This is a genomic window from Terriglobia bacterium, assembly GCA_020073185.1.
GTDB lineage: Bacteria > Acidobacteriota > Terriglobia > Terriglobales > Acidobacteriaceae > JAIQGF01.
The window spans coordinates 14,367-27,322 of record JAIQFT010000056.1 but is presented as its reverse complement, the minus strand read 5'-3'; the positions used below and the strand labels follow the sequence as shown (position 1 = coordinate 27,322).

The 12,956-nt window shown below is 61.9% G+C and carries 11 protein-coding genes and 1 pseudogene; 6 read left to right on the top strand and 6 right to left on the bottom strand.

What is annotated here, in order from left to right; all coding sequences use genetic code 11:
* Positions 1–158: 158 nt before the first annotated feature.
* Both LAN64_16875 and LAN64_16870 read right to left on the bottom strand, forming a co-directional pair.
* Complete coding sequence (locus LAN64_16875; GenBank protein ID MBZ5569507.1) at positions 159–1,253, bottom strand: SurA N-terminal domain-containing protein; 1,095 nt, start codon at positions 1,251–1,253, stop codon at positions 159–161.
* A 60-nt stretch (positions 1,254–1,313) separates the two neighbouring features.
* Complete coding sequence (locus LAN64_16870) at positions 1,314–2,336, bottom strand: DsbA family protein (GenBank protein ID MBZ5569506.1); 1,023 nt, start codon at positions 2,334–2,336, stop codon at positions 1,314–1,316.
* A gap of 374 nt (positions 2,337–2,710) precedes the next feature.
* On the opposite strand from LAN64_16870, the gene LAN64_16865 reads away from it, so the two are divergent.
* Complete coding sequence (locus LAN64_16865) at positions 2,711–3,280, top strand: hypothetical protein (protein ID MBZ5569505.1); 570 nt, start codon at positions 2,711–2,713, stop codon at positions 3,278–3,280.
* 41 nt (positions 3,281–3,321) lie between these two features.
* Here LAN64_16865 and LAN64_16860 read toward each other — a convergent pair whose 3' ends face one another.
* Complete coding sequence (locus tag LAN64_16860; GenBank protein ID MBZ5569504.1) at positions 3,322–5,073, bottom strand: ATP-dependent DNA ligase; 1,752 nt, start codon at positions 5,071–5,073, stop codon at positions 3,322–3,324.
* A 241-nt stretch (positions 5,074–5,314) separates the two neighbouring features.
* Here LAN64_16860 and LAN64_16855 point away from each other — a divergent pair, with 241 nt between their 5' ends.
* From LAN64_16855 to prfA, 3 genes are all read left to right on the top strand, one after another.
* On the top strand, positions 5,315–6,286 hold the full coding sequence (locus LAN64_16855) for a DUF1385 domain-containing protein (protein ID MBZ5569503.1): 972 nt from the start codon (positions 5,315–5,317) through the stop codon (positions 6,284–6,286).
* Positions 6,287–6,517: 231 nt separating this feature from the next.
* Positions 6,518–6,907, top strand: a complete 390-nt coding sequence (locus tag LAN64_16850; GenBank protein MBZ5569502.1) for a four helix bundle protein — start codon at positions 6,518–6,520, stop codon at positions 6,905–6,907.
* A gap of 21 nt (positions 6,908–6,928) precedes the next feature.
* Entirely contained in the window at positions 6,929–8,002 is a 1,074-nt protein-coding gene (gene prfA, locus LAN64_16845; protein MBZ5569501.1) for a peptide chain release factor 1, read from the top strand.
* A gap of 31 nt (positions 8,003–8,033) precedes the next feature.
* Here the strand turns inward: prfA and LAN64_16840 are convergent.
* A pseudogene (locus tag LAN64_16840) lies at positions 8,034–8,298 on the bottom strand (energy transducer TonB).
* 322 nt (positions 8,299–8,620) lie between these two features.
* Between LAN64_16840 and prmC the strand changes: the two are divergent.
* Positions 8,621–9,517 (top strand): peptide chain release factor N(5)-glutamine methyltransferase, encoded by an 897-nt coding sequence (gene prmC, locus LAN64_16835; GenBank protein ID MBZ5569500.1) that lies wholly within the window; start codon positions 8,621–8,623, stop codon positions 9,515–9,517.
* A 92-nt stretch (positions 9,518–9,609) separates the two neighbouring features.
* On the opposite strand, the gene rsmI is transcribed toward prmC, so the two are convergent.
* A complete protein-coding gene (gene rsmI / locus LAN64_16830) occupies positions 9,610–10,491 on the bottom strand; it encodes a 16S rRNA (cytidine(1402)-2'-O)-methyltransferase (protein MBZ5569499.1) in 882 nt (293 codons plus the stop codon).
* 137 nt (positions 10,492–10,628) lie between these two features.
* Here rsmI and LAN64_16825 point away from each other — a divergent pair, with 137 nt between their 5' ends.
* Complete coding sequence (locus LAN64_16825; GenBank protein MBZ5569498.1) at positions 10,629–10,940, top strand: zinc ribbon domain-containing protein; 312 nt, start codon at positions 10,629–10,631, stop codon at positions 10,938–10,940.
* A gap of 298 nt (positions 10,941–11,238) precedes the next feature.
* On the opposite strand, the gene LAN64_16820 is transcribed toward LAN64_16825, so the two are convergent.
* Positions 11,239–12,687 carry a DUF4382 domain-containing protein gene (locus LAN64_16820; GenBank protein MBZ5569497.1) on the bottom strand — a complete coding sequence of 483 codons (1,449 nt, stop codon included), beginning with the start codon at positions 12,685–12,687 and terminating at the stop codon, positions 11,239–11,241.
* Between the last annotated feature and the right edge of the window lie 269 nt (positions 12,688–12,956).

Below are 12,956 nucleotides of genomic sequence, written 5' to 3'. Positions count from 1 at the left end.
TCCGCAGTGCCAAAGCACGACTTGCGGAAGCCCTGGAACAGGCCGCTGCGGAAGCGATCTCGTCGATTACTGCCGACAACGCTGTCGCTTGGTTCCGCCACTGCGGCTACAGGGTACAGCAACCATGAATCCGCTCTAACGACTCGCAACTTCTTCTTCTATTTTTGTCCCGTGCTTTTCAGGATTTGCTCGGCGTAGTAATTTTCGACCTTGGCCTGGTTGCGGACGACGTCGTAGTAGGCGGCCTTGAGCAATTGTTCGCGGCGGTCGCGCAACTGGTCGCGGATGGCCTGCTGCACGCGCGGGTCGTTAAGTTCGCGCTGGCCGGCCGGCTCCTTGGCCACCACTTTCACGATGCGGAAGCCGAACACCTGGTGGGTTTCCGGGTGGGCGATGACGATGATGTTGCTGTACTGCCCGGGCTTGAGCTTGCTGACCGCGTCGCGGGTGGCGGGATCGGTCTTGGCCAGCGCCGACTGCGGAGTGAAGCCGAGGTCGCCGCCGTTGCCCGCGCTCTCCGGGTCCTCGGAGTAGTTCATGGCGACGGTAGCAAAGTCCTCGCCGCTGTCCAGACGATTCATGATCATCTGGATCTTCTTGCGCGCCTCGGGCTCGTTCTGCGCCTTGTCGTTCTTCAGGTTGCGCACCTGCGGATTGGGCTGCGTGCTGACGAAGATGTGCGCCAGGTGATACTGCGGCTCGATCAGGTTGAACTCGGCTTTGTGCGCGTTGTAGTAGCCGGAAATGTCGCTGTCGGAGATGGCGATTTTGGAAGTGATCTCGCGGTTGAGGACCTTGTCGATGGTGATGGAGCGGCGCAGGTCGCGCTTGAAGTCGTCGAGGGTGATCTTGCGCTCCTTGAGGCGCTGGTCGAAGGCCTCCTGAGTGTAGGGCGCCTTGATCTCGTTCAGCTTCTGGTCGACTTCGTCGTTGGTGGCAAGCAGGCCGAGCTTTTCGGCGCGCTGCATGAGGATCTCGTTGTCAATGAGCTCCTTGAGGATGCCGAGCTTGAGGCTGGTGGCCTGCTCGTCGCCGGGTTGCTGCGGCGACTGCGCCGTCTGGTTGGCGTAATACTTCTCCACTTCCGAGCGCAGGATCTTGTGGCTGTTGACCTTGGCCATGACGTCGGAACCGGCCTGGCCGCGGTCGCAGGCAGCGAGCGAAAGCAGGAGTGCGATGACAACGACGAGGGGAGCCAGCGTGCGCGCCCGGAAATAAATGCGAGTCAAGAGTTCCTCCGAAAATTCGGCCATCGGTGGTCGGCCGTCAGCTTGCAGCTTGCGCGTCGAAGTCCTGGTAACGCGCGAAAAAACTTACTTTGGCGTCGGTGCAGCGCTGGACGCCGGCGGCGGATTGGTGGCCGGCGCGGAACTGGCTTCCGGCGCGGCGTCGCCCTGCGGTGCGGAACCGGGTTGCGCAGCCGATGCCATGGCGGCCGGCGGAATGGGCTGGCCAGCGTCACGCAGCGCGCGATTGATGACCGCCTGCAACTCCGGCAAGGGCAAGGCGCCGTCCACTCGCTCGCCATTGATGAAAAGGAAAGGCGTAGCCTCAACTCCGATGCTGGCGCCGTCTTTCAGGGACTTCGCCACCGCCTCTTGCGACTGGGCTTTCAAGCAGGAAAGCAGCGGCGTCACCTGCAGGTTGTGGCGCTGCGCGATTGCCGTCGCGGCCCGGTCAAGCGCCTGAAACTGCGCTGTGTACGGCGGCGTCTGCTGGGCGCCGGTGATCTGCTTCTGGTTGGCGTGGGCGTAGTCGGCAAAGTCCCAATAGGCGTCGCCGCTCTGCGCCGCCAGGCAATTGGCGTTGACGGCGGCATGCGACGCCCAGGGATGGATTTCCGACAGCGGATAGTCTTTGTAGACGATCCGTACGCTGGGCCCGTACAGCCTCAGCACGCCCTGCATCAGCTCCGCGTGCATGCGCGAGCAGAACGGGCACTGGAAGTCGTCGAAGTTGACGATGGTGACCTTGGCGTCCTTGTTCCCGCGGACGGGACGGCCGGTGAGATCGATTTTCTTCATGATCTCGGCGTAGGGGTCCTTGGTGAGATCGAACTTGGTGACCCGTACCAGGCTGCTGCCGTCCTTGGAAATCAGGAATTCCAGGTCCTGTTTGCGTTCGCCCTCGGAGAGGGTGACCGTGATCTTGTCGTAATTGGGAAAGTCGGCGCTGGGGGTGCGCGCGCCGGCCTTGATGCCCACCGTCGGGGGAATCTTGCCGCTCAGATAGAGGCGCACGTGGCGCTCAATCCGCTGGTTGAGTTCGGGGGAATTGGCCTGCGCCGCGCAGCCTAAACAGAAGAGAAGAAAAGCGATCAGAGAACGTCGGAGCAATTGCACAAACAGCCACCTTAGCTCCCCAACGCAGACAAAGCGCTGGGCGCCCGCTTTGCAAGGTTAGGGTTGTGTAATTTCATATTATCGCATGCGGCAGGCCAGGGCTGGAAATGTGCAGGGGCAAAACGGCAGGCTTCAGGCTAAAGGAGGAAGCGGAAACATTGGTTTGCATTCAAGTCCTTTGCTGATATCCTGCCCTCTCCTCCGGAGAGAACCTAATGAGATTGACGATTGGAACAGTGTTGCTGGCATTCGTGTTGCCAGCAGCGGCTTGGGCTCAAGCCAACAGTTCGAACTGCGTAGACGCTTCCACATTGCAGGAAAAGCATCGGCACGGCGGCATTGTCGGCGGGGCGCAGAGGGCGATGAGAATGCCGAGCACGACCGTGAATGCGCCGCCGGACACGAACGTCTGTCCGCTGACGGCGCACCAGAAGCTGAACGTGTGGCTGCAGCGCAGCTATTCGCCGGCTAACCTGCTGGCCGCCGGGGTGGACGCCGCCATCTGGCAGGCCACCGACGACGATCCGCGCGGCTACGGGCAGGGCTGGGAGGCGTACGGCGCGCGCTACGGAGCGTCGCTGGCGACCACGGAATCTACGCGTTTCTTCCAGTCGTTCCTGCTGCCCTCGATCCTGAAGGAAGACCCGCGCTATTTTCGCAAGGGCGGCGGCGGGTTCGGCAACCGCTTCGCCTACTCGGTCTCGCGCGTGATGGTGACGCGGACGGACTCGGGACGGCAGAGCTTCAACTTCAGTGCGGTGGGCGGCGCGTTTGCCGGAGCGGCCTTGAGCAACACCTACATGCCGGATGTGGACCGAGATGCCGGGCGCACCTCCGTGTCCGCCGCCCTGAGCCTGGCCAACACCGCAGGCTGGAACCTGCTCAGCGAGTTCGGGCCTGACGTCTGGAGGAAACTGCGCGGCAAGAAGAAGGACTAGTTTCTAGTTTCCAGTTATGGAAAAGACAGCGCCACGGCGGATCACACGGCGTTCGGATACGTGGGTTTCTGGCGTTCGTAGATTTCGCGGACACGCTGTAACGTATCAATTTCGGCGGGAGATTTGTCGGGGCGGAGGCGGAGGATGCGCGGGAACCGCAGGGCGAAGCCGCTGTCGTGGCGGTCGGACTGCATCACCGCGTTGAAGGCGACCTCGAGCACAATGCTGGGCTCGACCTCGCGCCCGAAGCCGTGATCCTCGATGGTGTGCGCCAGAAACCACTCCGTCAGGTTGCCGATTTCTTTGTCGGTCAGGCCGGAATACGCCTTGCCGACGTTGAGCAGGCGCTCGCCATCGCGCACCGCGAAGGTGTAGTCGCTGAGCACGCCGGCGCGCTTGCCGTGGCCCCACTCGACTGCGGTGACGACAACATCGAGGGTGGCAAGTTCGCGCTTGAGCTTCAGCCACGAACGACCGCGGCGGCCCGGCGTGTATACCGAGTCGAGGTCTTTGATCATCAGACCTTCGTTGCCGCGGGCTTGGGCGGCACCGAAAAGCTGGTTCAGGTGGTCGGGCGAAGTGGCGCGCAGCACGGGCGCGCGGATGGCGGCGATGTGCTGCCGATCGTCCTGCTCGATGGCGGGCTCGAACTCGAACTTTCCCTGCGGATCGCGGATTCGTTCACGATGCTGGTGTCTGGCGCCCGCGAAAATGCGGTCGAGCAGCGCGTGACGCTCGCGCAGAGGAAGATCAATGACGAGTTCGCCACCGGTATACAGGATATCGAAGGCGACGTAACAGACGGGAACGTCGCGCATCATCTTCTCGGTGACGGTCTTGCGGCCGAGGCGCTGCTGCAGCTCGGAAAAGGAGAGCGCGCGGCCTTGGCGCCAGGCGACGATTTCGCCGTCGAGGACTACAGGCCCGCCGAAATCCGCCAACGGCGCGACCAGGTCGGGGAATGAGCCGGTGATTTCGTCGCGCGTGCGGGAAAACAACTTCACCTTGCCTTCAGCGAGGTGCGCCTGGGCGCGGATGCCGTCGTACTTGTCCTCGACCACGGCGTCGGGGAAGAACGCGAACGCTTCGCCGGCGTTTTCCACGGGGCTGGCGAGCATGAAGCCGAGCGGATGAAAAAGGCGCAGGCGCGCGTCGGCGAGGCGTTGCGTGGCTGTCAGGCGCAGGGTCTCACCGATGTCGCCCAGCAGCATGTTGGCACGCTGCACGTCGGCGATCGGGGCTTGGAATGCCTTGGCGATCGCCTCTTCAACCAGGCTTTCTTTCAGCCCGATACGCAGTTCGCCGGTCACGATCTTGACCAGATACTTGGCCTCCAGCGGCGTGGCCTTTTCGAGCAACTCGCGCAGCAGCGTCGCTTTGGCGGCGGGACCGCGGACGGCGGCGAGGTCGCGAAAGGCGTGCGCCACGTCGAGCACGTTGAGGGAGCCTTCCTTCCCACCCTGTCTCGCCAAACCCGGGCGAGACAAGGGTGGGGCAACCGAAGCCAGCAGATCGTAAGCGGCGTGGCCCAGGTCGCCGCGGCGGCGATAGGCGGCGTTGAGCGCGGCGTCAGGCTTGCCGGTGATGTTTTTCAGCACCTGGCAGAGCAGCGCGCCGCCGACCTGGAGCGTGGTTTCCTGGCAGGCGGGAAAGGCGCGGCCGGAGAGAAAGACGGCGGAGGCGGCGGCCTCCGGGATGGAGCGCGCGCGGAAGTAGTCGCCGAGGATGTCGACTTTCTCGTTCTTCTTGGTCGTGCCGCCAATGGCTTCGGCGGCGGTGGCGAGCAGGCGCATGCCCTAGATTCGATGCTCTTGGGGGTTATCGGTCGTCGGTTTTCGGCGTCGGTAGTTGGCAGTCAGGAGTCGGTAGTCAGTAGTCGGCGGTGGCGGGCGAGAGCGCCCGCGCCACATGAAGGTTTGACAGGCCGGCGGTGTCATCGGTAATCTTGCCATACCCTCGGAACTCGCATCCAATAGAGAGATAAGGGAGAACCGCGGGACATACCTGATGGCGATGTGTGGTTATTTGCGGAAAATGGCGCGCTTCCTGGCGGCGGTGCAGTTGTTGCCGGCGCTGGAGAGCGGTGAAGAGACATTGGTCGGCGGGCAGGCGGTGCTGGAGGGCGTGATGATGCGCTCGCCGCATGCCTGGGGCATCTGCGTGCGCCGCGGCGACGGTAGCATCGCGTCGCATTCGGAAACCCTGGAGCGCCCCTCGGAAAAGCACCCATGGATGGCCTGGCCGATTGTCCGCGGGGTGGTCACGCTGGGGCAAGCAATGAAGCTGGGCTTCCGTGCGCTGCGCTTTTCCGCTAACGTCGCGCTGGATGAAATCCCCGCCGGCAAAGACGGCAAGAAGCTGGAGATCAACGGCTGGGTGGCGGCGCTGAACATCCTGCTCTCGCTCGGTTTTTTTGTCTTCATGTACAAGTTTCTGCCGCTGGTGGCCACCACCGAGCTGAAACAGCACGTCTCGCCGGTGTTCGGCAACCAGATCCTATTCAACGTGGTGGACGGCATCATCCGGCTGGGACTGTTCCTGGCGTTCATTTGGTTGACCTCGCTGTGGGCGGACCTGCGGCGGGTTTACCAGTACCACGGCGCGGAGCACAAGACCGTGTTCGCTTTTGAAGCCAAAGATCCGCTCACGCCGACGGCGGTGCAGAAATATGTCACCTGGCACCCGCGCTGCGGTACCAGCTTCCTGATGACGGTGATGCTGATCTCGATCGTGGTATATACCCTGTTCCCGGTGCACACCTTCTGGACGCGCTTCGCCATCCGCATCGCGTTGCTGCCGCTGATTGCCGGCGTTTCCTACGAGATCATCCGCTTCGCCGCCAAGCACCGCGGCTCGCTGTTCGCGATCATGACCGCGCCCGGACTGTGGTTACAGCGCATCACGACCCAACCCCCCTCGGACGACCAGGTGGAGTGCGCCATTGGCGCGCTGGAGCGAGCTATGGCACTGGAAGCCCAGCGCGAGGGCGAGTTGGTGATAGCCTAGTCGGCGGTTTACGCGTAAGGAGTCGTTGGTCGTTGGTCGTTAGTCGCCCGAGGACGAAAGTTCTTGCGAACCGGGAAATTGCGCAACGGCCGGCAGATGTAAGATCAGCGTTTCCTGTCCTTCTCCCTTACAATTTCACTCGCAGGCTACGGGTAAAGAGTCGTTTAGTCGTTAGTCGTTCGCCGCCCGAGGGCAACAGCTCTTCCGAAGCGACGACACGGAGTAGTTAGTATGCGCGGTTCGTACGTCGACTTGCGAGTGTGGCAACAGGCAATGGAGCTCGCTTGCACCGTTTACCAAGCGACTGCGAAGTTCCCGAAATCTGAGTTATACGGCCTGGTGAACCAAATGCGCCGTGCGGCGGTATCGGTACCCAGCAATATCGCGGAAGGCAAGGGACACCGCTCGAATCCCGAGTTCAGCCGGTTCCTATACCATGCGCGCGGGTCTCTTCTCGAACTCGAGACGCAGACTCGGCTGGCAGTCCAGTTACAATGCCTAAGCGAGGAGCGCGGGCGCGAGCTTCTGGAATTGAGTGGACCGCTTGCGCAGGGCCTCAACGCATTAATACATTCGCTGGAGGATGGAACTGCCGCGGGACCGAAGGCGACCAACGACTAACGACCAGCGACCGACGACTGTATGTTTGACCGATTGGAACAAATCGAGGCTCGGTACGAAGAGCTGACCAAGGCGCTGGCGTCGCCGGAAATCATGCAGGATTCCGGCAAATATCAGAAGACCGCCAAGGCGCACAGTGAAGTTGCGGCCATCGTCGAGAAGTACCGCGAGTACAAAGACCTGAAGCGCGGGATCGCGGAAACGCGCGAGATGCTCGAAACCGATCCCGAGATGAAGGAGATGGCGCAGGAAGAACTGCAAGCGCTGGAGCGGCGTTTTGCCCAAGCTGAGCAGGATTTGAAGGTCCTGCTCATCCCGAAAGATCCCAACGACGAGAAGAACGTCATCCTGGAAATCCGCGCCGGCACGGGCGGCGATGAGGCGTCGCTGTTCGCGGCCGAGCTGTTCCGGATGTACACGCGCTACGCCGAAGGGCAGCGCTGGAAGGTGGAAGTGCTGTCGTCGTCGGAGTCGGGCATTGGCGGGTTGAAGGAAGTGATCGCGATGATCGAGGGCCGCGGCGTGTATTCCAAACTCAAGTACGAGGGCGGCGTGCATCGCGTGCAACGGGTTCCCGAAACCGAGCAGCAGGGGCGCGTGCACACTTCGGCGGTCACGGTAGCGGTGATGCCGGAAGCCGAGGACGTGGACGTTAAGATCGATGCCAAGGACCTTCGCATTGACACCTTCTGCTCGTCGGGTCCGGGCGGGCAGTCGGTAAACACGACTTATTCGGCGGTGCGCATTACCCACATTCCGACCAATACCGTGGTGAGCTGCCAGGACGAGAAATCGCAGATCAAGAACCGCGAGAAAGGCATGCGCGTGCTGCGCTCCCGCCTGTACGACATGGAACGCGAAAAACAGCAGGCGGCGCTGGCGAAGGAGCGTCGCGCCATGGTGGGCACGGGAGACCGCAGCGAAAAAATCCGCACCTATAATTTTCCGCAGAACCGCGTTACCGACCATCGCATCGGCCTCAACCTGCATCAACTCAGCGAAGTGATGGACGGCAAACTGCAGCCGTTCATCGAAGCGCTCTCGACCCATTTCCAGGCGGAAAAGCTGAAGGAGCAGGCGACGGTGTTGGCGTAGGGCACCGGAATAAATCGCGCGCTCGTACTCGCTACCGCGCGACGTGGAATCTTACTTCAATATTGATTTGTACCGAGACAGGTTCCCCGTCCTTGAGGGCAGGCTTGAACCGCCACTTGCGCACGGCGGCGATGCGCAGCCTTGTCGAACTCCGAGCCCAGCGTGCGCTGGACTCGGATGTCATGCGGCTTCCCGTCAGGGCCGATAATTACCCACAGTACGACAGTTCCCTCCAGCGGATACGATTTCCTCGGATATTCGGGGTCAGGCGATTTCACGAGGCGCGGCGCGGTCATTCCGGCGCCGACCTTGTTCGCGCGGAAAAAAACCTTCTCGCCAATCTCGAATCCTTGCATCGCCGGAATCGGCCGATTCAGACCGGTGCGCAGAAAATCAAGCTGGTGTGGGTCAGGCGGAACTTGGCGAACTACTTCTTCCACAGACGGAGCGTCTGCAGATTGGCCCAGAAAAAACATACTGACCGCGAGGACAAACGTAGCTGTCGCAAAGCATCGCACGTCGGCATTGTATTTTGCGCTGGTTAAAACGTCTGTGACAATTGGCTTAGGTTCAGCGATTTTCTTCTCTCCGTGGCCTCTGTGGTTAAATCGGTTGGTCATGCAGTTGAAGGAAGCACTGCGCTCGGCCGTCGCGATGCTGGAGGAGAACCACGTCGGCTCGGCGCGGATGAATGCCGAGGTGCTCCTGATGTTTGTGCTGGGGTGCGATCGGGCGCATCTGTACGCACACCCGGAGCGCGAACTGTCGGCGGAAGAAACTGAACGTTACGACGAGGCGCTGGCCACCCGCGCGCGCGGCGTGCCCGCGCAGTACATTGTCGGGCACCAGGAATTCTGGGGGCTGGATTTCATCGTTGGCCCGGCGGTGTTGATTCCGCGGCCGGAGACCGAGCACCTGGTGGAAGCGGTGCTGGAGTTGTGCAGACAACTACCCCACCCTATCTCGCCAAAACCGGGCGAGACAAGGGTGGGGCAACCACCGGGACGCGCCACGGGGCAGCCGAGGATTGTGGATGTTGGCACCGGGTCGGGATGCGTGGCGCTGGCGCTGGCGTCAGAGCTGACGGAGGCCGAGATTCACGCCACGGAGATTTCCGAAGAGGCGCTGGAGATCGCGCGCGCCAATGCTGCCCGCCTCGCCCTCGACCATCGCGTCACCTTTCATCGTACCGACCTGCTGGTAGGAGTGCCGGGCTCCTTCGACATCGTCGCTTCCAATCCGCCCTATGTCGGGGAAAGCGAGTATGACAAGGTCCAACTTGAGGTGCGCAAGTACGAACCGCGCGGCGCGGTTTTTGCCGGAGCCGAGGGCATGGACGTCATCCGCCGCCTCGCTCCGCAAGCGCGCGCTGCACTGAAACCCGGCGGCACGCTGGCGATGGAGATCGGCTATTCGCAGGAGGCGGCCGTACGAGAGGTGCTGCACGATTGGCGCGAGGTGCGCACCGTGCCTGATCTGCAGGGGATTCCGCGCGTGGTGATGGCCAAGAAATAGCGGAAAGTTATTCGTCATTCGTTTGTCGTTCGTAGATCGCGGGCTCGGCTGCCCGCCTTCTGCGGAGCGCTGGCTCCGCGCGCTGGCGGCGATTATTTCGTCCGCTGCAACTCGCGGTAGGCTTCACTCCTGGAGATGCCGAGTTCGCGGGCGACCTTCTTCAGCGCGGCTTTTTCGTCAATCTGCTCCGACGACATCAGTTCGTTGACGCGATCGCGTACGGCTGCGGGCGTAACCTGCGGTGCGGCGGCTGGCTGCGCCTCTTCCGCTTTGCCGATGAGGAGCGTGATTTCTCCCTTGGGCGGATGGGCGCGCACGCGATCGAGGATTTCGTCGGCGCGGCCACGCAGGAATTCCTCGTGCAGCTTGGTGACCTCGCGCGCGATCACCACGTGGCGCGAGCCACCCAACACCGCGACCGCGTCTTCCAGGGCCTCGACGATGCGGTGCGGCGCTTCGTAGAAGATCTGCGTACGCGGCGAGTTGCGCAGGCTTTCCAGGAGGGTGCGGCGTTCGCCGCGTTTGTGGGGCAGAAAGCCGCTGAAGCGGAACGAATCCGTCGGCAGGCCGCTGGCCACCAGCGCGGAAAGGAAGGCCGACGCGCCCGGAATCGGCACCACCGAAATGTGATGGCGCACGGCGAGCGAGACGAGACGAAAACCGGGATCGGAAACCGCGGGCATGCCGGCGTCGGTGACCAGGGCGATGCGCGCGCCCTCTTCGAGCCTAAGAACGAGCTCGGCGGCGCGGGTGAGCTCATTGTGCTCGTGGTAGCTGATGGTGGGTGTGTGGATGCCGTAATGGTTGAGCAGCTTGAGCGTCTGGCGGGTGTCCTCGCAAGCGATGAGGTCAACCTGGCGCAGGACGCGCAGCGCGCGCAGGGTAATGTCCTCGAGATTGCCGATGGGCGTGGCAACAACGTAGAGCGCCGGCCCAGGCGTGAGCGGCGCACCGCTTTCTTGCGCGATGTTCATCGGTAGGTGAGTCTAGCAGTTGTTGGCAACTTGGCCTTAGCATTTATCTCTTAGCCAAATCGAACCAGCTAAAAGCTAACGGCTAAGAGCCAGGAGCTGAATTGACGCTGGTTTGTGCGCGCCCCTACAATCGGAGGGTGCCGCTCTACGAATACGAGTGCCAGGATTGCCATTTCCGCTTTGAAAAATTGCAGCGGTTATCTGACCCGCCGCCGCCGAAGTGTCCCGAGTGCGGCGGAAAAATTTCGCCACTGATGTCGACGTCTTCCGTGCAATTCAAGGGCAGCGGCTGGTACGCGACCGACTACGCGCGCAAAGGTTCCGCGCCCGAAAGCAAAGCGAGCGAGAAGAAGGCGGAGACGAAGACGGAAACGAAAAGTGAAACCAAGGCGGATGCGAAGAGTGAATCGAAGAGCGAGGGTTCGGGCGGGAAGAAGGGGAAGAAGTAAGTTTTAGTTTCAGTTTCGGTTTCAGGGCGGTCGATGGTCGATAGTCGATGGTCGATGGTCGATGGCAAGGTAACAACAGATTCCTCGCTGCGCTCGGAATGACAAATCCTTAGGCAGAATGGCATCCGCTGGAGCTATTCCACAGTTGCTGCAACCAGGGCTGAAGCCCATATCCCGGCTGAAGCCGGATGAATTGGCAGGCCTCAAACGGCACGGCTGAAGCCCGTGCCCCTTCAAAGAACATTTCGGCTCCAGCAATTCCTAAACCGATCCAACGTCTTGTCGAACCGCTCTGACTCTACTGACATCCGGTAAAGGCCAGCGTGGTCGCGGTGGCAGCCGGAGTGCCCGGATTGACCGACACGGCCGCAGTCGTCTGCTTCGACGGGTTGCAATCCCCCGTGCCGCCCGACATAGGCACAAACGTTTGTGCTTCGACAACATAGGTAGCAGGGGGAGTGCCGCTGCCCGCGGTATAGATGGTAGGTGAAGTGGCGGAGAACGCGCCGACGGTCGGGCTCACCGGCGGTACCGGCGTCATCGTGTAAGTAAACGTGTACGGCGGGCAGGGATCGGCCGCGCAGGTGGACGGTTTGTCGGTGGCGACGCTCAGGGTTGCCGCCTGCGTGCCGGCCGGAATCGTGAAGATTGTGGAGCTAACAGTTTGCAAGGCGGAGAGCAGGACGTCGACCGTGGCGCCGTTGCTGGTGGCGTTGACGGTGGTCACCTGCCCGGTGATCGAGCCGGGAGCGGTGTTGGCGCCGGTGACGGCGTCCATGGGGATATTGCCGAGCGCGTTTCCGGGCTGCACGCCGGCGGTAATGGTCGCGGCGTAGGACAGGTTGGCGCCACTTACCGCCACGGCGACGACGTCATAGGCGCCGCCCGGAACCGGGCAGAAGTTGAAGGCGCCGGTGTTGTCGGGCGTAACCTGCATGATGACGCGATCCACGCCGTTGGAGTCCTTCTGCTCGAGGGCAACAATAGCCTTGCCGCCCACGATGGGCAGGTTGGTGATCCTGTCCACCAGCTTACCGTTGATGGAGGGCGAGGTAAGCGCAACTTCTCCGGCGTGCAGAACCGGCTTCAGACGGAACTGCCCGTTGCCCTGCACCACGAGGGAGGCGCAGGTGTCGAAGTCAATGTTGAGATCCTTGGTCTGTCCGTCAGCGAGGGTGAAGGCGCCGCCGGCGATCTGACCGGAAGGAATCTTGAGGCCGGTCTTGGATTCGCTGGAGAGTTGCAGGATCTGGGGCGTGTTCGGATTCGGAAGCGCAAGGATGACGCAGTTGACGCCCCCCGAACCGCACTTGTTGGAGGCGCCGAGAAGATTGACATTGGCGGTCGTATTGTCGGCGAGAATGATGCGAATCTGCTGGTAAGTACCGGGCTGCAGCGCGATGCTAGAGCCGAGCGTGGCCAGGAAACACTGGTTGTTCGCGGCGGCGAGCAAGTCCACCTGTTGCGGGGCATTTTTCAGAGTGGGGGTAAGATCGATCCAGTTGGGATCATTGTCGGCGGCGCTGGCGCTGGCGTTGATCAGCACGTCGGTGATCGTCACCCAGACATTGCTGTAGGGGCCGGAAGCGGATGAGGAACAGGTCGCGGGATCGCTGAGCGTGGTGGTGACAGTCGCCGTGCTGACGGTTCTGAAGCTGCTCGAACCGCCGCCGCTACCGCAGGCGATGAACAAGGCGAGTATGCCCAAGACGACAGCCGTAAGCAGAACGACTAAGCGGCGATGCATGACGATATAGCCCTCCTTACGCACCTACCGTTCAGGTGCACAGCAAGCGACGTTCCAAGGCAGCGGTTGACCGGCAAAATCACGGGAATGGCGTCGGACGGCGACGTAATTGTAAAGGGTTTGCGCGAGAACACCAAAGGACACGCCGTCCGATTCTGAGATGCGCGCTCGGTGCGTGGAGCCCGCAAGAATTGCGCGACAAAGGAGAGGTTGCTTATTTGCCAATCAATAGTAAGGAGGGCGGGCGGTGCAACCTGGGAAAATGCTTC